The following is a 25424-nucleotide window of genomic DNA, read 5'->3' as shown; positions in this document are numbered from 1 at the left end:
CCTAATGCTATCAACGCATGATGTATCAAGCTTATGCAGCAAACAAGAGCATAAGCTTGAAATTATGTTACCTAATGTTAACCGAATGAAGATGTAGCAGATTCTACTGATTTAGATGGTTTTTAAAGAGCATCACAACATAAAACCTTACTGACATACTCTTAAAACTCGTTATATTAAATTAGATTTAGTTGCCATGTTCCAGCAAAGTTAATACTTTAGACAACATCAATATCGCCAGCACATTTAAAAACGTGGTTGGGTCTGAAAGGTTCTTTATCAATATCGCCCATTTGGCTGACGCCGCTAGTGACCAGAATTGTTTCAAGTCCAGCTTGGAAACCTGCCAAAATATCAGTGCGCATATTGTCACCAATAATCACGGTATTTTCTGAATGGCCTTTAATATGGTTTAACGCTGAACGTATGATCCACGAGCTTGGTTTGCCAACATAAAATGGCTTTTTACCTGTTATCCGCTCAATCGGAGAACACAATGCGCCGCAAGCTGGGCTGTATGCTGGGCCGTGAGTATCAGGGTTTGTTGCAATAAAACGCGCGCCATTGGCAATAAATCCAGAGGCTTTATGGATCATGTCCCAGTTAAATGAACGAGTTTCACCCACAATAACAAAGTCAGGGTTGATGTCTGTAATGGTAAAGCCCGCATTATAGAGCTCATGGGTTAGGGCACCTTCACCGATAACATAGGCTTTATTACCTTGTTGGTGCTTTAAGAAATCCGCAGTTGCCATTGCAGAGGTATAAAAACAGCTTTCAGGTACATTAATTCCAGCTGCGCCAAGTCGATTTTGCAGATCTTTCCCCGTCTGTACAGGGTAGTTGGTAAGAATAACGAGCGGATTACCTTGTTCTAGTACTCTATGGATAAAAGTATCACTTCCAGGAATGAGTTTGTTGTCATGCAGTAAAACGCCATCAATATCGCAGATAATATTTTTCATTACTAACCCTTTGGCTAAATTATTAACTTAATTAAAAAATCGATTTGCTGTTAATTCATACAAACATACTTTGGCTTAAAAATCATCTTGAGAAGGGCTAAATTGTGAGCGTAAAAAAGCTGGGCGGGTAATGAATATTGGCCTTTATGAAAGCGGGTATGATTTATTTAAATAAGGCGATAAAAAACGGCTTACTTGCTGATGACATAATCCGACTTCAACAGTAATGCCGGCTTTTTCGAGGATACTGATCCCTTTACCGCTATTTCTAGCATCAGGATCTAACATTGCGACTATGACGTGCTTTATTCCTGACTCAATAATGGCATTAGCGCATGCAGGAGTGCGACCAATAAACGCGCAAGGCTCAAGGGTGACATAAGCAATGACATCTGACATAGCGTCTACAATAGAATCAGACATATCGCTAGAGTATGCTTTCAGAGCTTCTATTTCTGCGTGATTATGACCAATCTCCTGCGTGAAACCTTCGGCGACAATCTCATTATTTGTTACTAGTACACAACCAACAGGCGGGTTTGGCTGACATTTTGGCAAAGCCTTATGTGATATTGCTAATGCTCGCAGCATGAACTGTTGTTGCATTGTTGAACTGAACATTATCGAGCTGTGAATGGTTGAGTTGTTATTATTTGGGCTCATTGAATGTATGTACTTATCGGTTATGGTTTATTTCTTTAGACCATGATTTCCACTCTACACTTCTCCCAGGAAATACTATTTTGGTAAACGGCCAGCTATTTTTGAGCCAATGATTAATCGTGTCATAAAGATGGTCTTCTAAATAAACATTATCATCCCTAATCCAGAAATAAACTTCGCAGTGATAATTTGGTGATTGACTTGGATCAATGTACACAGACCCAAGACAGCGAGTATTTGACTTATCAAACACCGAATAGGCAAATGCTGTTCTTGAGTTAAATTCTTGCTGATGGACTTTCAAGCTAGCGGTGTTTTCTTCGAGTGTCATGGTGTTTTGTGGCCAAACGGAACTTGAGCCAAAAAGATACCTTAAACGTTTAATGCTTGACATTACAGCGTCGTAATCTTGTTTAGCCACACTTGGTTCGAGCATTCTAAAGTAGAAATTTCGGGTGATGAATGTTGTTGGTACGTCGAAATCTAAAGCAATAAATTCAGTTGTTTGTATTGGCACTTAACACCTCTTTTAACCATGAGCATTTTATTTAATGGCTAGTATAGAACATAATGATTAAGCAAGATTTACGATAAAGTTAAACACTTCTTTCATATTTAGAGTGTTACTCAGCAGTTGGTATTAACTTAATCAGACACCAAGTTAGCAGAATTAGATAGGCCTTGGTTTATCGTATGTTGCATATAAATAACATGAAAAAATGAGGTAAATATTGGGTCTAACCAAAGTCGGTCGCCTTTGTTCGAAGCTGATAGGCTGTTAATTCTATTACGAACCATAAATATCCATACCATATCAAAAATTGTTGAGATGACATGAATACCAATGGAGCCTTTCAGTATCAGAGGATCATGTAAATTGATAATGGCGTAAATCAGGCTGCTCAATGACATGGTAAATAAAGCTATTGTAATAGCCATAAATGTAGATGATATTTCTAGCTGGGTATTGTTGTTTATCTGAGTTGAGAATTGATAAAGCTTATAAATAAAATATCCCCCAATGGTTAATACACAAAGTAGGAGTGTTTTAACGACTGAGTCAGCTTTGAAAACGTTTTTAAAATCCATTTCAATCAATTCCTGTTAGTAACAACTGAATTTTTTAATTTGTTTTTATTTATAGAATTGATTATTTGGGACTTTTAGCATTAATGACTTTTTTGATAACTGCAGTTGAAGCGATGGCGATAACCAGCACTAAAAAAATGGTAGAACCAATAATATCCTTATCGATGATGTTATAAACTAATCCAAGAAGGGTAATTGCGGTAATCACTAAGTAACTACTTTTGTCTGATAATTTATCCATAAATATTTCCTGAAACTCCTGTTTCAATCATTCAATAAAGTTGACTATTTAGCGTAAAGTATCACTAGTTAGTTGAGAAGCAAAGGTGAAGTAAAAAATATAGGGAATAGAGCTGGAAATGATTCAAGGGCAAATCTGTAAGGCTTGGATTAGAGTTTCTTTCGCTGGGGAAAAAGTGGAAGGAAGATTTAAGCTTTAAAAAAGAGGCTGTTAAGCCTCTTTTATTCATCAAATATTATTCATCAACTATATCAGTGAGAAAATATTATCTCATTAACACTCGACAATATTCACCGCTAAACCGCCTTTGGCAGTTTCTTTGTATTTGCTGCGCATATCTTTGCCGGTATCCATCATGGTTTTAATCACTTTATCTAAACTGACTTTATGATTACCGTCACCACGAAGCGCCATACGTGAAGCATTAATCGCTTTAACCGCACCCATGGCATTACGTTCAATACAAGGCACTTGCACTAGCCCGCCTACAGGATCGCAGGTTAAGCCTAAGTTATGCTCCATGCCTATTTCAGCGGCATTTTCTACATGTTCGACAGTGCCGCCCATAATTTCAGTGAGCGCTGCTGCGGCCATTGAGCATGCCACGCCAACTTCGCCCTGACAGCCAACTTCAGCGCCAGAAATAGATGCGTTTTTCTTATACAAAATACCAATTGCTGCTGCAGTTAATAAGTAACGACAACAAACATCCATATCGACTTCTTGAACAAAGGTATGGTAATAGCAAAGTACGGCAGGAATAATTCCCGCTGCGCCATTGGTTGGTGCGGTAACCACTCTATCACCAGCAGCATTTTGCTCATTGACTGATAAAGCGAATAAATCGACCCAATCCATCGCGGTTAATGGGTCCATATTATTGCGGCCTTCAGCTTGTAAGCGACGATATAACGCTGGAGCACGCCGGCGAAGCTTTAATCCGCCAGGTAGCATGCCTTCTTTTTGATAACCGCGTTCAATACAGTCTTTCATGGTTTGCCAAATTTCCCACAAACCCTGTTTAACATCATCTTCTGAGGCGATACTTAACTCATTTGCCATCATCAGCGATGAAATACTTAACCCATTATCACAGCAAAGATCCAACAATTGACTGGCTGAGTCAAAATCATAAGGCGCAGATTTTATTGGCGTGGCAGGGGATGCATTGGTTTGGGTTATTTCATCTTCATCAAGAATGAAACCACCGCCAACGGAGTAGTAAGTACGTTCATAAATGCATTCGCCTTGGCTATAGGCATATAACGTCATGGCGTTAGCATGTGCAGGAAGACTTTTACGGCGATGATAGGTAATACCATTGTCGCGAGTAAATTTAACTGAGCGACCATCTGTGAGTATCAGTGTTTGATTAGCGGATACTTGTTCAAGAATGTTATCAATAGCATCAGTATCGACGGTATCAGGGTCTTCACCCATAAGACCAAGGATGACCGCTTTACCAGTACCATGACCTTTACCTGTTTGGCCTAATGAGCCAAACAGTTCTGAACGTAATTCATCGGTATTATGTAACAAACCTTGGTTTGCTAAATGCTGCATAAACAGCTTACCCGCTTTCATTGGTCCGACAGTATGGGAACTTGAGGGCCCAATACCGATTTTGAACATATCAAATACGCTAATCATTGTTATCAACCTTAATACTCAGTCGTTTTTATTATAGTCGTTTATTATTTTACCGCGGCGAATATCACAGCTATAAACCAGATTAACAATTCTTGGTAAACTGTATCTCTAGCCACTATTTCTCTGCATAATAGTCAATATTACATACAGATTTTAAAGCAGTATTTGCCTGACGGTTTTCAAATTTCGTCTGTTATTTAATTGAGTATCCCATACTTTTTATTAGATCGTTCATTAGATTTTTTTATGCGATGCACTTCAGATTAGTTGAAGTAATTGTAACCCAGATCACAGTGGCGACTTTTTTGTAATATGGACAATCAAGCCCGTGACGTTAAGGCAATAATAGGAGTTAGCGTGAGTTATTTAATGATGGATTTAGCTGGCCTGAGTGTCAGCGAGGAAGAAGCCGCTTTATTACAGCATCAACAGGTGGGAGGAATTATATTATTTTCCCGCAATTTTTCTAATAAAGCGCAGTTAATTGAGTTAGTAAAATCAGTTCGTGAAATTCGTGCAGATTTATTGATAGCAGTGGATCATGAAGGCGGGCGTGTGCAGCGCTTTAGAGAAGAGTTTACTCTGATACCTGCGATGGGAGATATCTTACCTGCAGCTAAAGGGGATATGGCATTAGCACAGCGCTGGAGTCGAGAGCTTGGCTTTTTAATGGCGATTGAATTGGTCGCTTGCGATATTGATTTAAGTTTTGCGCCAGTTCTGGATGTTAATGGTGTCAGCGATGTTATTGGTAAGCGCAGCTTTAGCGCTAAACCTAAAGAAGTGGGTTTATTGGCTGAATCTTTTATTGAAGGTATGAATCAAGCCGGTATGGCTGCGGTGGGTAAACACTTTCCCGGCCATGGCAGCGTGAAAGCGGATACGCATGTGGCAATGGCTGAAGATAATCGCAGTAAAGATGAAATCTTTAACTTTGATATGCAACCTTTCAAGCAGCTGATGGCGAAAAAACAATTGAATGGTGTGATGCCTGCTCATGTGGTTTATAAACAGGTTGATCCTAATCCTGCTGGCTTTTCGTCTTATTGGCTGCAAGACATATTACGTCAGGAACTCGCCTTTGACGGGGTTATTTTTTCAGATGATTTAGGCATGAAAGGTGCCTCGTTTGCAGGGGATTATTTGGGACGTGCCCAAGCCGCTTTATCGGCTGGCTGCGATATGATTTTGGTATGTAACGATCCTGAAGGTGTTAAAACCTTGCTGTCAGAGTTTTCATGGCCTGAAAAGGGGCCAACGTCGAATGCTCAAGGCTTAAAAGCAGATATGGCGCAAGTGATGATTGGTCTTGGTTCAACTGAACGTTGGGAAAAAGCGCAAATGCTAGCCAAGCAAATCTTAAGCTAGTTTTTTGGAGTAAGCGTGAACTGTGAGAGGACTAATAGGTGATTCTACATCGCTAGTTGGTTAATTGCTAAGCAGTTAACTCCTGATAGTTAGCAAATATGATACGAGTATGTTACAAAATGATACAAGTGAATTTAACATGCGACTTAAATTCACTTATATCAATGTCATATTATGCAAATTTTTGCTTTATACAGCTAATCGAATGATTAGCTGTTTTTTTATGTAAAAAACCGAATGAGATGTATTGTCAATACTACCCATTCGGTTTTAATTTTTGCTAAAGCGGCTTACTAACGTTTAATCAAGACCACTATTAATTAAGCTGGCGTTGAGTTGAATTGATACCAGAAGCCATCGATTCAGTTACAGCTTCAGCATTTAATTCAGTCAGTGAATCATCTTCAAGTACTAACTCTGCTGGCTTTGTCGTAGTAGGTTGTTCCATCTTTCTGATTTGCATAATAATCCCCATATTTGGGTGATCAAAATAATGCACTTCTCCAGATCTTACTCGGCGGTTTTGCACCATAGGTATTGATTGTAAAAATGGACTCATGACTTTTTCATCATTGGCATCAACACTGTATTGATAATAGTCACTTTGATTGGTTTGCTTTTGAATCGGTTTGCGTAAAGCCAACTTAGTTTCAATAAACAAATAATGACTTAAGTAAATATTGATATTACCGTCAAGCTCCCACACCGGCTTTGTTTGAGGTTCATCAACAAAGCTGCCAAATGACGATGTGAAATCAAACGTTGAAAATTCATCATCAACTTCTTCAGCGACTGGGTTACCGGCGTAATCAAATTGCTCTGAAAAATCCTTACCGGCAAAAATACGAATTGGCTTAGCGCGATTACGTGACTGCATATCTTGTTGCCAAGTGATGTGCAGTAAGCTACGAACGTCTTTTTCTCGACGGACTGTGCTGATTATTTCTGCAAATTCACTTTGAGACTCGGCTAACAATAACGGCCCTTCACCTAAATACGCCACTTGCGGCGATTCAGCAGCAATCGAAAACGGCACTTGGCTTGGGAATGTGGTTTTGTTGGCGCTAACTAAAGGGTCTTGGCAATCGACTTCGCTGCTTGTCCAGTCGGTTGAGGTACAACCGGTTAGCCCAAGTGCAACGCCAGTAATATCATTACTGATCATGGGCGTGATTAAATCGATATTTTTGCGATTAGCAGGGGTTGCAGTGTTTTCTTGCCACTGTTCGAGACTGTTTGACTGTCTTTCAAATACGAAGACTTCAACCTCAAACCAAGATTTAGCTTGAGCATTAATCGACGCAGTCATCGCTGTTAAAGCGGCAATGGAAATAGCAAAGTTACGCAGCACTATTTAGTTTCTCCAATACGGTGTTTAGCTAATTGCTCTAGCAGAGTCTTGATTAAGTCTAGACGTTGTTTACTGGTTTCTGCAGGCATAGTGAACTTTAACTTATTTGAGCCTTCCATTCGATAAATTTGTGGCTGACTTTGTAATAAACCAATGATAAACATAGGATCGATTTTATGATCGTCAGTAAATTCAATGCTGCCACCTTTTGCATGCATCTCAATTTTACTGGCGCCTAACGCCGTCGCTTGATGTTTGTATAAGGTTAGCTCCATCAAGTTACGGGTTGGATCTGGCAGTAATCCAAAGCGGTCGATAAACTCAACTTTAAGTTCATCAAGCATTTTTTCGGTTTCACAATTGGCAATGCGTTTATATAAAGATAAACGCATATTAACGTCAGAGACATAGTCATCAGGTAACAATGCTGGGATACGCAAATCAACTTCACACTGTGAATTAAGCATGTAAGCGAGTGAAGGCTCTTTACCTTCTTTTAACGCTTTCACTGCTGATTCAAGCATTTCCATGTATAAGCTAAAACCAATTTTAGAAATATGACCGCTTTGCTCATCACCGAGCAGTTCACCTGCACCGCGAATTTCTAAATCTTGTGTCGCTAACATGAAACCTGCACCTAAATCTTCTAGGGCATCAATTGCAGCAAGGCGTTTACGGGCATCAGCACTCATTAGTTTCGGGTGCGGGGTCATTAAATACGCATAAGCCTGATGGTGTGAGCGGCCCACGCGACCACGTAATTGATGCAGTTGTGCTAAGCCGAACTTATCGGCACGGTCGATGATAATTGTGTTTGCGCTCGGTACATCAATACCGGTTTCAATGATGGTGGTACACACCAATACGTTAAAGCGTTGGTGATAAAACTCTGACATCACTTTTTCAAGCTCACGCTCGCGCATTTGACCATGAGCAGTAACAACACGGGCCTCAGGCAATAAATCACGAATGTCTTGGGCACACTTTTCAATGGTCTCAACATTGTTATGCAGGAAGTAAACCTGACCACCACGCAATATCTCACGCAAGATAGCTTCTCTGACGGTAGCAATATCATACTCACGCACAAAGGTTTTGACTGCGAGACGTTTTGCTGGTGGCGTAGCAATGATTGATAAATCACGCATGCCAGACATGGCCATGTTTAAGGTACGCGGGATTGGGGTCGCGGTTAATGTGAGAATATCGACATTGGCACGTAAGGCTTTAATTTTCTCTTTTTGACGTACACCAAAGCGATGTTCTTCATCAATAACCAATAAGCCTAAATTATCAAAATTAGCTTCAGCTTGAAGTAATTTGTGAGTACCGATGACAATATCGACTTTGCCTTCAGATAGCTGTTGTAATACTTGGTTCTGTTCTTTGGCTGAGCGAAAACGTGACATCACTTCAATGACTACAGGCCAATCGGCAAAGCGGTCTTTGAAGTTTTCGTAATGCTGCTGGGCAAGTAGGGTAGTTGGCACCAGCACAACCACTTGCTTGCCTGCGTTAACGGCAACAAATGCGGCGCGCATGGCGACTTCAGTTTTACCAAAGCCCACATCACCACAGACTAATCTGTCCATTGCCATTGGGGTTTGCATGTCAGTTAACACGGCTTCAATAGCGGTTTCTTGATCGACGGTTTCTTCAAATGGGAAACCTTGGGCAAACTGGGCATATTCCTCAGCTTCGATTTTCATCGCATCGCCAGGTCGAGCTTGTCTGCGGGCATAGACATCTAACAGCTCAGCTGCGACATCTCGAATTTTTTCAATGGCTTTTTTCTTGGCTTTAGCCCAAGTTTCGTTTCCTAGCTTGTTTAAGCTAGGCGTTTCATCAGCGCCAACACTGTAGCGGCTAATGAGATGCAGTGATGAAACAGGTACATAGAGCTTATCGCCGCCAGTATATTCAAGCTGTAAATATTCAGCGACTAAGCCGCCGGTATCAAGGGTTACTAAGCCTTTGTAAAGGGCTACGCCGTGCTCCAAGTGCACAATAGGTTCACCGACTTTGAGTTCAGCGAGGTTTTTAACTAGAACATCAGAGCTGACTTGTTTTTGTTTTTCACGGCGGCGTTGCTGCGAAATACGTTGACCAAATAATTCAGTTTCACAGATGACACTGACTTCGCCTTTAGGCGTGTCATGAATAATACAGCCTCGTGAGAGTGGCGATACAACAAGACCAATCGTGTCTTTAGCGGTTTTAGCGTTAAGGTAATCATCAAGGTGGTCAAACAGTTTCGGTTTAATACCTATCTTGGCTAATAGCTCGATAAGTGCTTCGCGTCGACCTTCTGATTCGGCGCAAAATACCAATTGTTTATGAGTTTCACTGTATTGTTGCAGGTTGATCAGTGGCTGCTTTAATTTATGATTCGCATTGATGTCAGGTAGAGCTGAGACATTGGCAGATTGTGCTTTAGCATTGTCTTCAGTACCTAATGCCAACTGTGAACGTTGGTAGTTTTTAAAATTCGCGAACAGTTCATCAATCAGTAAATACAGCTCTTGGGGGGCAAGTAGCGGTCTTAATGGATCAACGCGTCTGTCTTCATAACGCGCATTGATTTCATTTAAGTGATGTTGGCTTGCCTGCTCAATATCACCCAACGTCATTAGCTGAGTGTCAGCAGGTAAATAGTCAAACAAGTTGGCTGAGTCATCAAAAAACAGTGGCAGATAGTTTTCTATCCCTGCTGGCATCAAGTTGCGGCTGACTAACTGATAAACTGACTCGGCTTCTTTTGAAATGACTTCGAAGCGGCGACGGTAGCGTTGTCTAAAGCCTTCGATACCGGCAGCATCCGTTGGAAACTCTTTAGCGGGTAACATGCGTACTGCATCAACTTCCTGTTTCGAACGTTGGGTATCAACATCGAAATAGCGAATCGACTCGACTTCATCGTCAAACAATTCAATACGCAGTGGCTCATCAGATCCTGTCAGGAAAATGTCCATAATCGAGCCGCGAATGGCAAACTCGCCGTGCTCGTAGACTTGGTCAACTGAGTAGTAGCCAGTATCGGTAAGATGTTGCCTAACTTGCTGCAAGCTATAAGTGTCGCCTTTTTTGAGCAACATCACATTGGCGGTTAAAAACGATTTTGGCGGCAGTTTCACCATTAATGTATTCACCGGCACAATAATGACATTGTGTTGGCTTTGGCTCATTTGCGCTAAGGTTTCTAATCGCTGGGAAATCAAATCCTGATGGGGTGAAAAACTGTCATAAGGCAGGGTTTCTCTATCGGGAAATAAACACACATTCACATCAGACTGAGATAACAAGTAGGCTAGCTCAACTTCAAGTTGTAATGCACTCGGGGTATCACTGGTGACAATTAAACTGGTACCAGGATGTTGAGCAATTAAACTTGCGAGAGTGACGGCTTGAGAGACGCCCCCCAGGGTTGATAATGTCTGAAATTGCTGGCCTTTTTTGACACTAGGCGGTGTTAAAACGTTAAAATTCTTCATTGAATTATTAAGTTGGCTTCTTTAAATGTGTGATTCACCCAGTTTGATGATGTTTGAGTATATTAAAAACCTTCAAACTGGTGTTAATTAAGGTAAGCTTTCCCCGTTACCTTAAATGTCTGGCAGCTATTATATGCGAGCAAAAACGAAGTTGCAGGAAAATTCGTTATTCAACGCTTTGTTGGCGGCTTTGCTTGCGCATCTTTAACATCTTTTGTTGAACATTTAGGCTGGCTTTAACCAGTTGCTCGACATCTGCATCCAGTATTTGACTGAATTCTAGACTGATGTTGTATGTGGCAGTTTGTGACTCGTTTTCAATACGCTGGCATTGGGTTACTTGGCATAAACATAAAATGGCAACTAACTCGCTACTGATATAGATTGAGGTTTTAAAGTAATCACCGACATTTAACGCAGTTTTTGAAGTTAAGCTAATACCACTGCCGCCAAAGTGAGAACCCTGGAACTTGTCACCCGTTTGCACTTCTTTTTCTAACACATGATGTAACACTAAATCGACTTTGCGAGACTGAAGTTTGAGAAAGTCGACAACCGCCTTAGCATCATTGTCTAAGCCTCTCAATTGTAAAAGGCAACTGGCTTCAAGCTCTTTAACTTCAGACAGTAGTTTCAACCCTACAGATTGCATTGAGCGCAAGTCAGCTTCAGTCGGAATACCTTTGGATTCTGGCCAAGATTCTAGGTAGACATTGAATTGATGAGGCACAGTAAAGTATGCATTAGATTCAGTGAACAAGGTTTGCCTCTTTATTTATCAAACTAATACCCCTATTATCATGCCCATCTTTATCATTTAGCAAGTTTTAACCCGCTTGCGTAAATAAACTGCTGTTTTATATTAAACAATATACAAATAATGCCGTTTTATTCGCCTTACAAACTTGGGATGTGCTTTCCTTTATGAATTTTCGGTTTTCACTGTTTATAGGTTACCGCTATTGGCGCACAAGAAAAGCCAATGCTTTTGCATCTTTCATTACTTTTTTTGCTGTTTCGGGTATTTTTTTAGGTGTCGCTGCGCTGATTATTGTTAGCTCAGTGATGAACGGTCTAGAAGGGCAACTCAAAGAGCGAATTTTAGGTGCTGTGCCGCAGTTAACCCTAGTTAATGACGCAGGTTTTAGTGATTGGCAGCAACAGACGCAATCATTAACTGCCCAATCTCAAGTGCATGGGTTAGCACCTACTGTAACCACTCAAGCCATGGTGCAATCCAGTCAGAATATCAGTGCTGTGCAAGTTTATGGCGTATTTCCTGAATATGAACAAAACTTGTCGGCCATAATCGCTAATACCTATTCCAGTGCGTTTGAGCAGCTGACACCGGGTAGTTACAATATTGTACTTGGCAGTGAATTAGCGAGAAAGTTATCCATCAATATCGGTGACAGAGTCAGACTACTTAGTGGTGATGGTGTGGTGTATTCGCCACTCGGTCCAGTGCCAAGCCAGCGAAAATTTACTGTAGCGGGTGTATTTGAGATGGGCTCGCAAGTCGATTCAGCATTAGCTTATATTCATTACACAGACGCAAGACGATTAATGCGCTTAAAGCCAAATGAAATCAATGAGCTTAGAGTGTATTTGGCCGATCCGTTCGCTGCGCCGCAAATGGGTGAAAGTATTGCCGCAGAACTTAAACAGCAGAACATTGATATCACAACCCGAGATTGGCGTGAAAGTTTTGGCCATTTATTCGCTGCGGTCAAAATGGAAAAAAACATGATGTCATTGATGTTATCGCTGATTGTCGCTGTTGCAGCGTTTAACATTGTGTCAGCGTTAGTAATGATGGTTATAGATAAAACCACTGATGTGGCGGTATTAAAAACCCAAGGGTTAACTACTCAGGCAGTGATGAATATCTTTATTGTGCAGGGCTCGCTTAATGCGATTATTGGTCTGGCATTAGGGGCGCTGGCTGGTGTTACCATCACCTTAAATTTAAATATTATTTTGGGCGTATTAGGCATTTCAGTATTGGGAGCAGGGCAAATGTTACCGGTCGAGATCTCGGTTACCCAAATCGCTATTATTGTTGTTGGCACCTTGGCGATGACGCTTATTGCCACGATTTACCCAGCATTAACCGCTGCACGCGTTCAGCCAGCAACCGCATTGAGATATGAATAATGAAAAAAGAAGCTTCAGTGATATTGCAAGTCAGTAACGTAAGCAAACAGTTTCATGATGGTGAAACCACCACCAAAGTGCTGACGAATGTTGATTTGAATGTGTATAAAGGCGAACAACTTGCCATTGTTGGTAGCTCTGGTTCGGGTAAAAGTACCTTATTGCATATCATGGGAACCTTAGATATTCCTACTGCTGGCGAAGTCTTGCTTGATGGTGAAAATCTCTATCAATTAAGCGCCACTCGTCAGGCCGAAATACGTAATCAAGATTTAGGGTTTATTTACCAATTTCATCATTTGTTACCTGAGTTCTCAGCACTTGAAAATGTGGCAATGCCTGCATTTATTCAAGGCCGAGATAAAAAGCAAACCTTGAAAGAAGCGACTGAATTACTCGAAAGAGTCGGCCTTGGGCATAGATTACAGCATATCCCTGCGCAGCTTTCAGGCGGAGAGCGTCAGCGCGTCGCGATTGCTAGAGCGCTTATTAATAAGCCTAAGCTAGTGCTTGCAGATGAGCCAACGGGTAATTTGGATGCTAACAGTGGCGACAGTGTGTATTTGCTTATTCGCGAACTCGCTCAGCAATTAGGGACTGCATTTGTTGTGGTCACTCATGATTATAAGCTGGCTGAAAAGATGGATAGACAGCTAACGATGAAAGACGGTGTATTGCAGTCTTTAACGGGGGTTAATAACCCTCTTGCTGCAAAAGCTGAGTCAACTGCGATGGATAATAGTTAATGAAATCATTACTGCCGCTCACAATAGGTTGGCGTTTTTATCGGGCTAGACAATCTAATGGTTTCATTGGGTTTATTTCATTTGCCTCCACAGCGGGTATCGCACTGGGTGTTGCGGTACTTATTTTGGTGTTATCCGCCATGAACGGTTTTGAGCGAGAGCTTGAACAACGTTTGTTAGGTGTAGTGTCTCATGGCGAGTTGCTCAGTGTGAATGAGCCTTTACATGATTGGCAGTCAATTGCAGAAACAGCTAAAGATATGCCCGAAATCGTCGCCACAGCGCCTTTTATTCGGATGCAAGGACTCGTGCAAAAGCCGGGTGGTTTTCAAGGTATTGAGCTTAACGGTATTGAACCTGAATTTGAGCAAAAAGTATCAACACTCGCAGAGTTTATGCCGGCCGCTGCCTGGAATGCGTTGGCTGAGCCAGTAAACAATATTGTCTTAGGTCGCAGTCTATTAGACAAGCTTGGCTTAAGTGTTGGCGATACATTATCTATGTATACCCCAGACATGAGCCAATCTAATAAATTGTCAGCAGCTAAAAGTCACCGTTTTATCGTGGCAGGAGTTTATGATTTAGGAGGCGAGATTGAATCTACGCAGGCATATGTTTCGATGTCATACCTAGCTAGCGTATTAAAAATCCCCCAAGGTTCAGCAACCGGCCTTAGAATTACCGTTAACAATGTATTCAGTGCGCCAAGAATTACTCGCGATCTTGGCTATGCGCAAAGTCAGTATTTACACTTAAATAACTGGACTCGCTCACAAGGGCATTTATATCAAGATATTCAACTAGTCCGCATGGTGATGTACTTAGTGCTGGCGTTAGTTATTGCAGTGGCTTGTTTTAATATCGTGTCTACCTTAGTGATGGCTGTGAGAGATAAAAGTGCTGAAATTGCAATTTTAATGACCATGGGCTTAAAACGTGGCGCTGTTATGGCGATTTTTATCATGCAAGGCGGCTTGAACGGTTTATTAGGTTGTACCATTGGCGCTGGTATTGGGGTGCTGCTTGCAACCAACTTAAGCGCAACAGCCAGTTTTGTTGAACGAACCTTTGGGATCCAGCTATTAGCTTCTGATATTTATTTTATCGACTTTTTACCGTCTGAATTACAACAACAAGATGTGATATTAGTGGTCACAATGGGACTCGTCATGAGCTTGTTTGCGACCATTTATCCAGCTTATAAAGCCACTAAAATTGCTCCAGCATCAGCACTAGCGGGTCGTTAAGGGCTTATTTCTACGCTGCAAGTTTTCAGAGCAAGCAAGGTTTGTTTGATTCTGTAAGTTGAGTTTGTTGTCTTTATCAATAAGATAGCTAATGTAAGATGACATAAATCAATAACTTAAACGGTCGACTTTGTCAGGCGAGCCGTATAATAAGCTGTTATGTTTCTTTGGGTCGGAGTCGATATGGAGGTTAACTTGGAATTTTCAGATTACATGGCAATTAGTGCCTTTCTGGTTGCTTTACTCTCAGCACTATATGCTAGGTGGACTTGGTCAGAAGCTAAAAAAGCAAATGGTATCTCACGTGTAAATTCACTCCTGACCTTAAAACAGCATTACTCGGATCTATTGCAAAAAGAGCATGATAAATCTAAAGCGTGGCTTGAGGGTAAAGAAAATAAGGTTAGTGATGGTTACACCGAAGCTTGTTTAAATGCAGCAGATTATCAGCAGAAATATAGGCAAGTTAGCTCGCAACTTGAAAAGCTAAAACCTGAAGTGTTAACCAACGAAACATAACAAGAATTTAAAGTGGGACTGCTAACAGTTTGCTCGGTTCCGCTTCGCTGCACATTTAAGCAAACAATTATCTGCCCCTTAAATGGGCGCTGAGGATGTAGAATTAATCTATAGTGGTAAAATATAGATGATTTCAGTGTTTACACCGTCCGTACAATTCACTTTCTAGTGGGATATTCCCTTTGATTTAACGTAGCAACGTCATTAGAGGCTTAATTTTAACGATTCTGAAGCTGGTTTACTGAAATAGAAATTCTACTAGCTCGTTAAATGCCCCCTCAATGTCAGCTCATGGAGTCCAATTCTCCTGTAGAAATCTAACCACCTACCTTAGTCAAAGTAACTTTTAACACTGTCCCAAATCCCTAAAGACGTATCAGGAAATAAGTCGATACCCAGTGCCGATTTTAATAGGTACAACATTAGTAGTCCAAACAGCATACTAATAATGATAAAGCCACTGACACTAGCAAACATCATCAGCATAGATAGGTTCTTTTCTCGACGAGTATAGGCGCGTTTGTTTTTACCTAGTAAAAACACGTAATAAAAACGCCACTTAATGAAAGGAAATTTGAATGTTCCCCGTTTATCTACGAAGTGTCCGCCCCAAGTATTAGGGCCCAATGACATCTTTATGGCATGGAGTTGTTCATCAGTGAAACTTGATGCGACATCGGTTGGTGAGCGTTTGAGCACTTTTTCAATAAGTGGATCTTGCCTTATGGTATCGCTGGTTGTTTTTTGAGTAGGGCTTGTCATCGATACCCCTTGTTTATCATTATTAACGATTAAGTTAAATCTAGCATACAATTATAAAGTTACTGAAATTGAACACAATAGACTATTAAAGGCGCTAATGATGACAGATTTTCAGCAAGTGATTTCATTTTGGTTTGATGACATAGACAAGTCTATGTGGTTTAAAAAAGACAACGAGTTCGATCGGATTATCATGTCTAAATTTGCCACGCTGCACAGTCAAGCCATGGCTGGAGAACTATATGAGTGGCGAAAGCAGCCTCAAGGTCGGTTGGCGGAAATTATTGTATTGGATCAATTCTCCAGAAATATGTACCGAGACACTGCAAAAGCGTTCGCATCAGACACACTTGCGTTGGTATTAGCCCAAGAAGCCGTGGCGCAGGGGCAAGATAGGCTGTTAACTGCAACTGAACGTAGTTTTTTGTACATGCCTTACATGCATAGCGAGTCTGAAGTCATTCATCAGCAGGCACTCGTCTTATTTAATCAAGATGGCTTGGAGTCAAACTATCAGTTTGAAAAAAAGCACTTTGACATCATAAAGCAATATGGCCGCTATCCTCATCGAAACAATATTTTAGGAAGAGAGTCTACTGCCGCAGAAATCGCCTTTCTCACTCAACCTGGGTCATCGTTTTAAGGCCGAATTAATATAATAAGCAGCTCAGTTAAAAACAAAAACGCCTATCAATAACTTGATAGGCGTTAATCTTACGTCACGAATATGCGTTGTTTACACAATAAGCGCGATTAGTCGTAATGTTGCTCGTAACGAAGTAATGCCAAGTCATCGTTACCGTTGAGTACATGTTTAATAAATGGATTATTAAACAAACTCTCACTCTTAGCGCTATGCAAGGTGATTGGGCCGCTTGTTGGCACTTGTTCAAGGTAAATATCATTAAACAAATGGCTATAATAGTTAATGAAGCTTGGTAAAAGCAGTACAAGTTCTGACGATAATGTTTGTATGAATTTGAAAATATTCATACGAATAGTTTTATCAATTGCCACGACACTTGCCAGTTTCAGGTAGCCGTTTTGTGCAACACAAAAGGCAAGGTGCCCGATAAGTGAATTGTTATAGTAAAAACATACAACCTTTAAACGCTTACATCCAATGTGTTCAAGGGTTTCATTAAAGTCGTAACCGCTTTGCACTTTATGCGCTTGGTATATCGACTCTTTGTCATCTTCAGCCATTTCATCAAACCAAAATTCTTTAATTTGATTAATGCTGTAATTGTAAATGTTTGGCATTTGACCATCATGAATACGATTTTTACGAGCTTTTCTGATAACTTTTAATTCATGTTCGTCGTATTGATAACACTGGTTAAAAAAGTTCGCTAAACCTACTCTTCGATTTAAAGATGGCAGAATAGTGCCTTTTTCCCAAAGACTCACCATTGACTGGTTTATGTTTTTGAACAGGCTGTGATTATTCGCTAAATCATCAGCTAAAGTTTGTTGAGATAGACGATACGATTTACGGTATTGTCTTAACACACTCGAAAAACTTTCTTTGTTAAATTCGGTTTCAGTAAACTGATTTGCCACGTGCTTCCCCTGGATACATATGTGAACTAAATGTCGTTGTCATTTAAACGACGCAAATCTTAGTTAACACTTGTGACGTGAGCTACTTATAATAACTATAAGCTATGCTAATATTAGGGCGTATTTATCAAGGATTAACGCATGTACGTAAAGTATTCAGATCAAATAAACCTTAACTATTTACGTGTATTTAATGAATTGTATATAACGCGTAGTACAACTGGTGCAGCGGCAAAATTAGGTATCTCTCAATCAGCTGTAAGCCAGATATTATCTAAGTTACGTGAGGCAACTGGCGATCCATTATTCATCAAGGGTCAAGGTCATTTAGTGCCTACTGTTAGAGCAACAACGATTGGTGAAGGTTTAGCTGCTGAGCTGATGTTATTAGAAAAAAAGTTATATCCTGATGAGTTTTTTAATCAGGCCGATTTTGACGGCGAGATCACATTTGCGATTTCCAGCCCACTGATTGATATCATTTCAAAACCACTCGTAGAGATCAGCTCAAAGATTTTGCCAAAGGCGAGAATTTCGTTTGTTCATTGGAACGATCATACTCTTGATCAAATTATCAATGGCGATGTTCATATTGGTTTTAACCTGTTTCCATTAAATGCACCAAAAGAAATTAGACAAATACCTATTAGAGAATCAAAGCCCATTTTTGTTAGCAGAACGGAAAATAAATGGATTGAAGAGGGAATGGAAAATAGTGGTTTCAAAGACCATGTTTTTGCGGGTGTCATACTCAGTGGGATTAATCGTATTAAGGGGATCCTAGAAAACACTGATTTAATGGAAGGGTTTAGGTTTAAATATCGCTCTGAGTCACAATCGATATTGGCGAATCATTTACTGACCGACAATAGCGTTATTCTGGTCGATGAGTTGTCTAGCCATCATTATGAAGAATATTATTGTTACCAGGCGCCTCAGCGACTTAATAAGTTATTACCGACTTCCTTGAGTTACGCTATTTATTACTTGCAAGCAAATCATCAACATCCAATTTACTCTGATGCAGAAAGGGTTGTTCGTAACATACTGGATGAGCTTCTTGCCAACATTAAGATTATTCCCAACCAAAACCGCTATTAAGTCATCAGACTGCTGTGACATTGATAACGTCGTTGAGTTAACTGAGCATAAAAAAGCGCTACATTTTGGGAATGTAGCGCTAATAAGCGGTTTTTAAAACTCACTGAAATCGATTAGTGCAAAAGTCGACGGAGAGAAACGACTTAACCGACTTACAGTTTCACCATCAACTTACCTTTGTTGCCACCGCTAAAGAATAAATTTAACCCATCAATTGATGATTCAAGGCCTTCTAATACGTGTGCACGATGTTTGATTTTACCCTGCAGCACATAAGGGGTTAACTTCTCTAATAGGCTTGGTACTTCGCCGTAATGATCTGGCATAGTAAAACCTTGCACCGTAATGCGTCGTTTAAGGATATTCATCCAACTCGGTCCTGGGGCAGGTGTCTGTTTACTGTAATCTGCAATCAGTCCACATACCATGACGCGTCCATGTGGATTCATTCTATCGACAATTAGGTTTTGAATCGGGCCTGCGGTATTTTCAAAAAATAAATCAATCCCTTGTGGAGCTAACTTATCCAATTCTGCAGCTAAGTCTGCTTTTTTATAATTTATTGCAGAATCAAAACCAAGCTCGTTCACTATCCAGTCAGCTTTTTCATCACTGCCTACAACGCCAATGACATGTAAGCCATCAGCTTTAGCTAATTGCCCTACAATCGAGCCTACAGAGCCCGCTGCGCCCGTGACAATGATTGTTTCGCCAGCTTTAGGTTTGCCGACATTAAATAAACCTTGAGTTGCGGTTAAACCTGGTAGGGCAAAGACCGATAAAATTGCTTCGTCAGGGAGTGGTGCATCGATTTTGTTTAAGCCTTTACCTTCACTGACAAAGTACTCTTGCCAACCCATCATCCCCATCACGCGATCGCCCGCTTTAAAATCTGGATGATTACTTTCAACGACCTCGCCAACACCACTACTGCGCATTACATCGCCTAAATTAACCGGTGGAATATAGCTATCAGTATCTGGTTGCATCCAACCAAACATAGCCGGATCCAATGACATGTAGTTTTGCTTAACCAGTAATTCACCTGGTTTAACAATAGGCATTGGCTTTTGAACCACTTCAAAAATATCTGAAGTGATTGGGCCACCTTGTGGGCGTTTGACAAGGTTAATGGCGGTATAGGTGCTCATTGAAATATCCTTTTACTCATTGGGTTCGATATATTGTTTGTTGAAGTTATTATTCCTTTTCTTTTTTATAAGATATAGTGGCTAAAAAGCGATTCTTTATTGCTTTTATGACAACAATGGATGATTTATGGATCAATTAAGAGCCCTTAAGTATTTTGTCAAAGTCGTAGAATTAGGCAGCTTTACTCAAGCGGCTAAGACTTTTTCAGTGCCTGCTTCATCATTGTCACGTCGTGTGGCTGATTTAGAGAAAAGTTTAGGGGCAACCTTATTAAAGCGATCTACACGTGCGGTTAGCTTAACTGAGATTGGTACTGAGTATTATCAACAAGTATCTTCGCTGCTCAACCAATTAGAGCAAAGTAATGAAGCCGTTAGAAGTTATCAAACAGAACCAATGGGGACGTTGCGGATCAGTGCGATGGTAGGGATTGGCCGTGAAGTACTTATTCCCTTAATGGATGAGTTTTCTCGTTTATACCCCAAAGTTATTCTTGATATTGAACTCAGCGATGAGCTGTCTTCAGTTGGTCGGGATGATGTTGATATCGCGATCAGGGGCGGATACGCCCCAAATGACAGAGTGGTAGCGATTCGGTTAATGGACAATCAATTTATTCCTGCAGCGACCGAGCAATACTTGCAGCAAATGGGCACTCCTCATCATCCATCTGAATTGTCACAGCATAAAGGGTTATATTATCGCTCGCCTAATGGCAGAGTACCTTGGTTAAGTTTTATCGATGGTCAATGGCAAGATGTGTCAGCTCCTGCAGCTGCCATTAGCAATGCCGGGGAGTGGTTGATTGAAAAAGCCAAACAGGGTGATGGCATTGTCATGATGCCAAGATGGGTGTTATCGCCTTTTTTACACCGAGGCGAACTACAAGAACTTGATTTTGAGCCACCGCTATCAGCCAGCCAAAGCGCTGACTTTGGAGTTTACTTGATATATCAAAAGCAGCGCTATCACGTGCCCAAAGTAAAAGCTGCGGTAGATTTTTTAGTGGCGAGAATTAAACATGCGACATGGGGCTAACTATTATTAGTTTTAAGTATTAGCTTTAAGGAAATATTCATTAGTATGGCTTGGGTGAAGATCGTTTAAAGTTTAGCAAGTAGCAAGTAGCAAGTAGCAAGTAGCAAGTAGCAAGTAGCAAGTAAAAAAGTGACACATAGAAAAGTAACTGCTGGTCAATGATTACAGGGTATATAAGGTTACCAATATGGACTTTAAAATAGTAACTCAGCATTTGAGCATACGTGCCTTTAGGGAAGAGGATTTGACCTTCTTTGCCGAATATAGAGCCGACCCGAAAATCGCCCAATACCAGAGCTGGACTGACTACAATATTGAACAAGCACGTGCGTTTTATGCAGCAATGGATTATCAAACCTTCGGTCAACCAGGTCAGTGGTTCCAATTGGCTATTGCAGATAAACAAACCCAGCAGCTTATGGGCGATGTTGCACTGCATTTTGTTGATGAGCAGCAAATGGAAATCGGCTTTACATTGGCGCAGCAATATCAACAACAAGGCTTTGCCTATGAAGCCGTTACTGCTGTAATTGAGTACTTATTTTTAAAATTGAATAAACACCGTATTGTGGCGACAACTGACGCCAACAATAAAGCTTCAATGGCTTTATTAATCAAGTTAGGTTTTAGAAAAGAAGGTCATTACCATCAAAATATCTTTTTTAAAGGTCATTGGGGTGATGAATGTTTTTTTGCTCTGCTAAAGGATGAGTATATGACCAAGCTTGAGGAAAACTAGATGGCTTGTGATGATTGCCAAGAGTCCATTTTTAAGCAAAAGATTGGACGGTGTAAAGCCTGTATGTGGCAATTAACGGGTTTGTCGCTGGTTGGCTGGCCACTATGGTGGTGGCTTTATGCTGAAGATATGACCTCTGTTGAGTCAATCGCTACGGTATTTTTCTGCAGTGCTTTTAGTGGATTACTGTGTGTGCATTTAATTGTATTGAGTTATCGAAAACTTAATCATCTTGAATGAGCTTGAACTAATAACGCAGGGATAATACCAAATTAGTCGGTAAAATTATAAAAAAAGTCAGCAAACATGCTGACTTTTTATGGTGTTTTTTACAGACTAATTCCTGCTTTTCCATTTGAATAATACTGAGTATTTCCAAAGACTTTTAATCACAAAAAAGCTGATAAAAGCAAAAATAAAGGCGTAAACAATACACCCTAATAGGAAAGGTGGGCCTATGGTGCCAATAGAGCTTTCAACCCATTGCCAACTGGCTTCAAAGTTAAAGTGAGTAGTTTCCATGCCTAATATTTTCGAGCCCAGTAAATAAGCCGCATAAAACATGAATGGCATAGTGATTGGATTTGTTAACCAAACGAGTGCAACTGCCAGTGGAATATTGACGTTAAAAAATATCGCCATGCCAGCAGCAATGACCATTTGAAATGGAAGCGGAAGCCAAGCAACAAATAATCCAATCGCAAATGAGCCAGGAGCTGACTTACGATTTAAGCTCCAAAGGTTAGGTTTATCTAATAATTTGCCGAAAACACGTAAATATTTGTGATTACGTAATGTTTCAGGATTCGGCATAAATTTTTGTAATAATTTTTTTGGCATATACGCGATTACTGTCTTTAATTAATCAATGATAAATCGATTCATTTATGGTTTTTGCGCCAGTATGCTTTTTAGCAATATGTTGCCAAGCTTACTTCCTATATGGATGGCGTCTATCATTCTGATTGTCGCTTTATCTTGCCTCATAAAATGGCCGTTCATCAGCGGAGCATTTAGTGGGCTTTTATTAGTTTCTTTTTGTTTTTATTCATTATTTTATTCACACGAATCTGAAATTCCTGTTCAAAAACAATTCAAGGCAGAGATAGTATCACTAGTTAGCACAAACAGCGACTGGATAAGTTTCGACATTCGTTTGATTTCTGAGCAAAATAGTTTTTATGACACTAACTATAGACTCTCATGGCAACAACCGCCTGAAGTAAAAGTGGGCCAAGTATGGCTGTTTACGGCGCGAATGAAGCCGATAACCAGTCCGATTAATCAAGGCGGATTTAATCAACAAAAGAATTTATTGAGTCGTCATATTGTTGCTAAAGGTCGCGTTAAGCAGGCTGAACTTGTTCATTATGACGTGCCATTAAGACAATCGATCATCAATAAGATGACGCCAATATTACATTCACTATCCCATGGGGCGGTGTTGAATGCGTTATTGTTTGGCGACAAATCTGAACTTACTCAAATGCAATGGCAGCAACTAAGGCAAACAGGTACAGGGCACTTAGTGGCGATATCTGGTTTACATCTGTCAGTCGTGTTTGGCTTGTTTTGGTTTATCTTCCGTCATAGCCTGCAACGCTTCACACCTGTGTTTAGTCGCAGAAACCTGCTACTTGCGATGATGTTTTCATCGTTAACCGTATTGGGATATGGCTATTTAGCTGGTTTTGCTATTGCAACCCAGCGTGCACTCGTCATGTTATTAATGTTGGTGATGCTGTCCATCGTAAATCATCATTCATCCCCATGGCAGCGGCTTACTTGGGCACTGTTTGCTGTATTAGCTATTGATCCTTTTGCGAGTTTAAGTGCTGGTTTTTGGCTGTCTTTCAGTGCGCTGGGGATCATATTGTTTACCCTTGAATACACCGCAACTAAAACAAACACTGAGAATAATGCAGTTGATGAAGCTAATAATTATGGCACTAATAATAACAGTAATTATGAGCATGAGGATCTTGAGGACGAGCTCGATGAAAAGGAAAATGACGAGATTGATGAAGGGCTAAAGACCAAGGAAGTATCAGCAGATAAGCGGTTATTTTATCAAAATTTCAAATCGACTTACCGTCATTATCAACAACAAACCCTGTTATATCTGCAAATATTTTGGGCCATACAGTGGCGATTGGCTGTTGGGTTAGGTTTATTGCAAGCGATACTGTTTGGCACCATTTCCATTAACAGTATTTGGGTCAATTTATTGATGGTGCCTTGGTTTAGTATCGTGGTCATTCCGCTCAGTATTATTGGCTTGGTGGGGAATATAATCCTAATGATATTGCCGCTAACTGAAGGCTTCAGGCAGCTAGTTGGTGCTAAATTGATGGCTTTAGGGGATATTTCTCTTGCGCCTTTTGAGTCTCTTATTAGTCAAAGCGATCAGTGGCCAATGGCGTTAGTGTATTTACCCGATACGATGGTTGTCTGTTTAATGATGTTTGCTTTAGGGTTATTTTTATTAAAGTGGGCAGTGGATGCCCCTTGGCGATGTGTGGTTGGTTTGTTGTGTGTGCCATTTTTTCTACAATTAACAGTGAGTATATTTGAGTCGAAAGCACCGTTACAGCAAGAGCCATTTGGTCAACAACAGACCTGGCACGTACATGTGCTAGATGTCGGTCAAGGTATGGCCGTGCTGGTACAACGAGGTAATAGGGCGATACTTTATGATACTGGCGCAGCTTACGGTCAAAGCTTTAGCTATGCTGATCGCGTCATAGTGCCAACTCTGAGAGCAAAAGGAATTAATCGTCTGGATTATATTATTGTGAGTCATGACGATAATGATCATTCAGGTGGGTTAAAGGTGTTAGCTCAGCATTATCCCAAAGCAGTGATTATCAGTGATACAACAGCGCATCATGATGCAATGACTGCAAATAATGTTAATGACCTTCACCTAAGCTCAGGCTCAGATACCCAAAAAGGCACAAAAAAAGGCACAAAAATTGGCACCCCAAAAGGCATCCAAAAAGACACAGGAATAACAACAGACACAACCACAGAAACAGTCACAGAAATAACAACAGCCACAGACAATGCACTTAACCACTGTGTAAATCGTCGATTCCAATGGGCTGGCTTAACATTGAGTCTTGCTGCAAACCCCACTGCCACCAATGACAATAACCGCTCATGTATTGCATATGTTGATGATGATAAGCACCGGGTACTACTGACTGGCGATATTGAAAAAAGCACTGAACAATATTTAGTAGAACACAAACTGTTATCACCCACTGATATTTTGTTAGCACCACATCATGGTAGTCGCACTTCATCATCTGAGGCGTTTATTGATGCTGTATCGCCAAAGCAGGTTATTTTTACTGCGGGATTTGCAAATCAATATGGATTTCCTAAAAAAGATGTTGTTGAGCGATATAAAACAAGAGGAGTTGAAACACTGATTAGCGGGAACTCTGGTCAAATAACTATCGATTTCAACTCGTCAAGTTATGCGATTCGTCAATATCGTTCAGATATTGCGCCATTTTGGTACAACAAGCTGTTTAGATTTGGTGAGAAAGTTAAAGCAGAGTAGAATATGGCCTT

The 25424-nt window shown here is 40.5% G+C and carries 24 protein-coding genes; 11 read left to right on the top strand and 13 right to left on the bottom strand.

Features of this window, described 5'->3' with window-relative positions; translation table 11 throughout:
* Nucleotides 1-218: 218 nt before the first annotated feature.
* The 6 genes from Q4600_RS03850 to Q4600_RS03825 form a co-directional block, all read right to left on the bottom strand.
* Nucleotides 219-965, bottom strand: a complete 747-nt coding sequence (locus Q4600_RS03850; RefSeq protein ID WP_102528550.1) for an HAD-IIA family hydrolase — start codon at nt 963-965, stop codon at nt 219-221.
* 144 nt (nt 966-1109) lie between these two features.
* Nucleotides 1110-1586, bottom strand: coding sequence for a bifunctional diaminohydroxyphosphoribosylaminopyrimidine deaminase/5-amino-6-(5-phosphoribosylamino)uracil reductase RibD (locus Q4600_RS03845; protein ID WP_241906434.1), 477 nt, complete (start codon nt 1584-1586; stop codon nt 1110-1112).
* Nucleotides 1587-1641: 55 nt separating this feature from the next.
* The gene (locus Q4600_RS03840; RefSeq protein ID WP_303514048.1) at nt 1642-2145 is read right to left on the bottom strand and encodes a hypothetical protein; all 504 of its coding nucleotides are present in this window, start codon (nt 2143-2145) and stop codon (nt 1642-1644) included.
* Between the two features lie 128 nt (nt 2146-2273).
* A complete protein-coding gene (locus Q4600_RS03835) occupies nt 2274-2717 on the bottom strand; it encodes a hypothetical protein (protein ID WP_303514051.1) in 444 nt (147 codons plus the stop codon).
* 61 nt (nt 2718-2778) lie between these two features.
* Nucleotides 2779-2958, bottom strand: coding sequence for a hypothetical protein (locus Q4600_RS03830; protein ID WP_102528548.1), 180 nt, complete (start codon nt 2956-2958; stop codon nt 2779-2781).
* Between the two features lie 273 nt (nt 2959-3231).
* Nucleotides 3232-4608 carry an L-serine ammonia-lyase gene (locus Q4600_RS03825; RefSeq protein ID WP_303514053.1) on the bottom strand — a complete coding sequence of 459 codons (1377 nt, stop codon included), beginning with the start codon at nt 4606-4608 and terminating at the stop codon, nt 3232-3234.
* Nucleotides 4609-4965: 357 nt separating this feature from the next.
* On the opposite strand from Q4600_RS03825, the gene nagZ reads away from it, so the two are divergent.
* Nucleotides 4966-5976 carry a beta-N-acetylhexosaminidase gene (nagZ, locus tag Q4600_RS03820; RefSeq protein ID WP_248955680.1) on the top strand — a complete coding sequence of 337 codons (1011 nt, stop codon included), beginning with the start codon at nt 4966-4968 and terminating at the stop codon, nt 5974-5976.
* A gap of 316 nt (nt 5977-6292) precedes the next feature.
* On the opposite strand, the gene Q4600_RS03815 is transcribed toward nagZ, so the two are convergent.
* The 3 genes from Q4600_RS03815 to Q4600_RS03805 all read right to left on the bottom strand — a co-directional run bounded on the left by Q4600_RS03815 (nt 6293) and on the right by Q4600_RS03805 (nt 11578).
* Complete coding sequence (locus Q4600_RS03815; RefSeq protein ID WP_102528545.1) at nt 6293-7327, bottom strand: peptidoglycan binding protein CsiV; 1035 nt, start codon at nt 7325-7327, stop codon at nt 6293-6295.
* Nucleotides 7327-10818, bottom strand: coding sequence for a transcription-repair coupling factor (mfd, locus tag Q4600_RS03810; protein WP_303514059.1), 3492 nt, complete (start codon nt 10816-10818; stop codon nt 7327-7329). Before mfd ends, Q4600_RS03815 begins: the two co-directional genes overlap by 1 nt.
* Nucleotides 10819-10984: 166 nt before the next feature.
* Nucleotides 10985-11578, bottom strand: coding sequence for a hypothetical protein (locus Q4600_RS03805; protein WP_303514063.1), 594 nt, complete (start codon nt 11576-11578; stop codon nt 10985-10987).
* 164 nt (nt 11579-11742) lie between these two features.
* On the opposite strand from Q4600_RS03805, the gene Q4600_RS03800 reads away from it, so the two are divergent.
* From Q4600_RS03800 to Q4600_RS03785, 4 genes are all read left to right on the top strand, one after another.
* Complete coding sequence (locus tag Q4600_RS03800) at nt 11743-12975, top strand: lipoprotein-releasing ABC transporter permease subunit (protein WP_229369078.1); 1233 nt, start codon at nt 11743-11745, stop codon at nt 12973-12975.
* Nucleotides 12975-13721: a lipoprotein-releasing ABC transporter ATP-binding protein LolD gene (gene lolD / locus Q4600_RS03795; RefSeq protein WP_303514066.1), complete on the top strand. Its 747-nt coding sequence runs from the start codon at nt 12975-12977 to the stop codon at nt 13719-13721. Before Q4600_RS03800 ends, lolD begins: the two co-directional genes overlap by 1 nt.
* Nucleotides 13721-14968 carry a lipoprotein-releasing ABC transporter permease subunit LolE gene (gene lolE, locus Q4600_RS03790; protein ID WP_102528540.1) on the top strand — a complete coding sequence of 416 codons (1248 nt, stop codon included), beginning with the start codon at nt 13721-13723 and terminating at the stop codon, nt 14966-14968. The genes lolD and lolE overlap by 1 nt, the downstream gene beginning before the upstream one ends.
* A gap of 183 nt (nt 14969-15151) precedes the next feature.
* On the top strand, nt 15152-15487 hold the full coding sequence (locus Q4600_RS03785; RefSeq protein ID WP_102528539.1) for a hypothetical protein: 336 nt from the start codon (nt 15152-15154) through the stop codon (nt 15485-15487).
* A gap of 330 nt (nt 15488-15817) precedes the next feature.
* Here Q4600_RS03785 and Q4600_RS03780 read toward each other — a convergent pair whose 3' ends face one another.
* Complete coding sequence (locus Q4600_RS03780; RefSeq protein WP_303514071.1) at nt 15818-16249, bottom strand: hypothetical protein; 432 nt, start codon at nt 16247-16249, stop codon at nt 15818-15820.
* Nucleotides 16250-16346: 97 nt separating this feature from the next.
* On the opposite strand from Q4600_RS03780, the gene Q4600_RS03775 reads away from it, so the two are divergent.
* Entirely contained in the window at nt 16347-16892 is a 546-nt protein-coding gene (locus tag Q4600_RS03775) for a DUF924 family protein (RefSeq protein WP_303514073.1), read from the top strand.
* A 110-nt stretch (nt 16893-17002) separates the two neighbouring features.
* On the opposite strand, the gene Q4600_RS03770 is transcribed toward Q4600_RS03775, so the two are convergent.
* Nucleotides 17003-17812 carry a helix-turn-helix transcriptional regulator gene (locus tag Q4600_RS03770; RefSeq protein WP_102528536.1) on the bottom strand — a complete coding sequence of 270 codons (810 nt, stop codon included), beginning with the start codon at nt 17810-17812 and terminating at the stop codon, nt 17003-17005.
* Nucleotides 17813-17953: 141 nt separating this feature from the next.
* Between Q4600_RS03770 and Q4600_RS03765 the strand changes: the two genes are divergently transcribed.
* Nucleotides 17954-18913 (top strand): LysR family transcriptional regulator, encoded by a 960-nt coding sequence (locus Q4600_RS03765; protein ID WP_102528535.1) that lies wholly within the window; start codon nt 17954-17956, stop codon nt 18911-18913.
* Nucleotides 18914-19065: 152 nt separating this feature from the next.
* Here the strand turns inward: Q4600_RS03765 and Q4600_RS03760 are convergent, their stop codons facing one another.
* A complete protein-coding gene (locus Q4600_RS03760) occupies nt 19066-20064 on the bottom strand; it encodes an NADP-dependent oxidoreductase (RefSeq protein ID WP_303514078.1) in 999 nt (332 codons plus the stop codon).
* Between the two features lie 127 nt (nt 20065-20191).
* Here Q4600_RS03760 and Q4600_RS03755 point away from each other — a divergent pair, with 127 nt between their 5' ends.
* The 3 genes from Q4600_RS03755 (at nt 20192) to Q4600_RS03745 (ending at nt 22082) form a co-directional block, all read left to right on the top strand.
* On the top strand, nt 20192-21103 hold the full coding sequence (locus Q4600_RS03755) for a LysR family transcriptional regulator (protein WP_102528533.1): 912 nt from the start codon (nt 20192-20194) through the stop codon (nt 21101-21103).
* 187 nt (nt 21104-21290) lie between these two features.
* On the top strand, nt 21291-21842 hold the full coding sequence (locus Q4600_RS03750; protein ID WP_303514081.1) for a GNAT family N-acetyltransferase: 552 nt from the start codon (nt 21291-21293) through the stop codon (nt 21840-21842).
* Nucleotides 21843-22082: a DUF3624 domain-containing protein gene (locus Q4600_RS03745; RefSeq protein WP_303514084.1), complete on the top strand. Its 240-nt coding sequence runs from the start codon at nt 21843-21845 to the stop codon at nt 22080-22082.
* A 96-nt stretch (nt 22083-22178) separates the two neighbouring features.
* On the opposite strand, the gene Q4600_RS03740 is transcribed toward Q4600_RS03745, so the two are convergent.
* Complete coding sequence (locus Q4600_RS03740; protein ID WP_102528530.1) at nt 22179-22682, bottom strand: DUF2062 domain-containing protein; 504 nt, start codon at nt 22680-22682, stop codon at nt 22179-22181.
* A gap of 64 nt (nt 22683-22746) precedes the next feature.
* Here Q4600_RS03740 and Q4600_RS03735 point away from each other — a divergent pair, with 64 nt between their 5' ends.
* On the top strand, nt 22747-25413 hold the full coding sequence (locus tag Q4600_RS03735; RefSeq protein ID WP_303514086.1) for a DNA internalization-related competence protein ComEC/Rec2: 2667 nt from the start codon (nt 22747-22749) through the stop codon (nt 25411-25413).
* The last annotated feature ends 11 nt before the right edge of the window (nt 25414-25424 follow it).

The organism is Shewanella sp. 2_MG-2023 (assembly GCF_030548905.1).
GTDB lineage: Bacteria > Pseudomonadota > Gammaproteobacteria > Enterobacterales > Shewanellaceae > Shewanella > Shewanella electrodiphila.
This window is presented reverse-complemented; position numbering and strand designations above follow the sequence as displayed.

Bases quoted from the DNA above. Each gene is read 5' to 3' on its own strand.
- Q4600_RS03740 (WP_102528530.1), bottom strand. From the start codon at position 22,682: ATGCCAAAAAAATTATTACAAAAATTTATGCCGAATCCTGAAACATTA.
- Q4600_RS03735 (WP_303514086.1), top strand. From the start codon at position 22,747: ATGCTTTTTAGCAATATGTTGCCAAGCTTACTTCCTATATGGATGGCG.
- Q4600_RS03745 (WP_303514084.1), top strand. From the start codon at position 21,843: ATGGCTTGTGATGATTGCCAAGAGTCCATTTTTAAGCAAAAGATTGGA.
- Q4600_RS03845 (WP_241906434.1), bottom strand. From the start codon at position 1,586: ATGTTCAGTTCAACAATGCAACAACAGTTCATGCTGCGAGCATTAGCA.
- Q4600_RS03800 (WP_229369078.1), top strand. From the start codon at position 11,743: ATGAATTTTCGGTTTTCACTGTTTATAGGTTACCGCTATTGGCGCACA.
- Q4600_RS03830 (WP_102528548.1), bottom strand. From the start codon at position 2,958: ATGGATAAATTATCAGACAAAAGTAGTTACTTAGTGATTACCGCAATT.
- Q4600_RS03760 (WP_303514078.1), bottom strand. From the start codon at position 20,064: ATGAGCACCTATACCGCCATTAACCTTGTCAAACGCCCACAAGGTGGC.
- mfd (WP_303514059.1), bottom strand. From the start codon at position 10,818: ATGAAGAATTTTAACGTTTTAACACCGCCTAGTGTCAAAAAAGGCCAG.
- Q4600_RS03785 (WP_102528539.1), top strand. From the start codon at position 15,152: ATGGAGGTTAACTTGGAATTTTCAGATTACATGGCAATTAGTGCCTTT.
- Q4600_RS03825 (WP_303514053.1), bottom strand. From the start codon at position 4,608: ATGATTAGCGTATTTGATATGTTCAAAATCGGTATTGGGCCCTCAAGT.
- Q4600_RS03780 (WP_303514071.1), bottom strand. From the start codon at position 16,249: ATGACAAGCCCTACTCAAAAAACAACCAGCGATACCATAAGGCAAGAT.
- Q4600_RS03765 (WP_102528535.1), top strand. From the start codon at position 17,954: ATGTACGTAAAGTATTCAGATCAAATAAACCTTAACTATTTACGTGTA.
- Q4600_RS03775 (WP_303514073.1), top strand. From the start codon at position 16,347: ATGATGACAGATTTTCAGCAAGTGATTTCATTTTGGTTTGATGACATA.
- Q4600_RS03835 (WP_303514051.1), bottom strand. From the start codon at position 2,717: ATGGATTTTAAAAACGTTTTCAAAGCTGACTCAGTCGTTAAAACACTC.
- Q4600_RS03750 (WP_303514081.1), top strand. From the start codon at position 21,291: ATGGACTTTAAAATAGTAACTCAGCATTTGAGCATACGTGCCTTTAGG.
- lolE (WP_102528540.1), top strand. From the start codon at position 13,721: ATGAAATCATTACTGCCGCTCACAATAGGTTGGCGTTTTTATCGGGCT.
- Q4600_RS03850 (WP_102528550.1), bottom strand. From the start codon at position 965: ATGAAAAATATTATCTGCGATATTGATGGCGTTTTACTGCATGACAAC.
- Q4600_RS03755 (WP_102528533.1), top strand. From the start codon at position 20,192: ATGGATCAATTAAGAGCCCTTAAGTATTTTGTCAAAGTCGTAGAATTA.
- lolD (WP_303514066.1), top strand. From the start codon at position 12,975: ATGAAAAAAGAAGCTTCAGTGATATTGCAAGTCAGTAACGTAAGCAAA.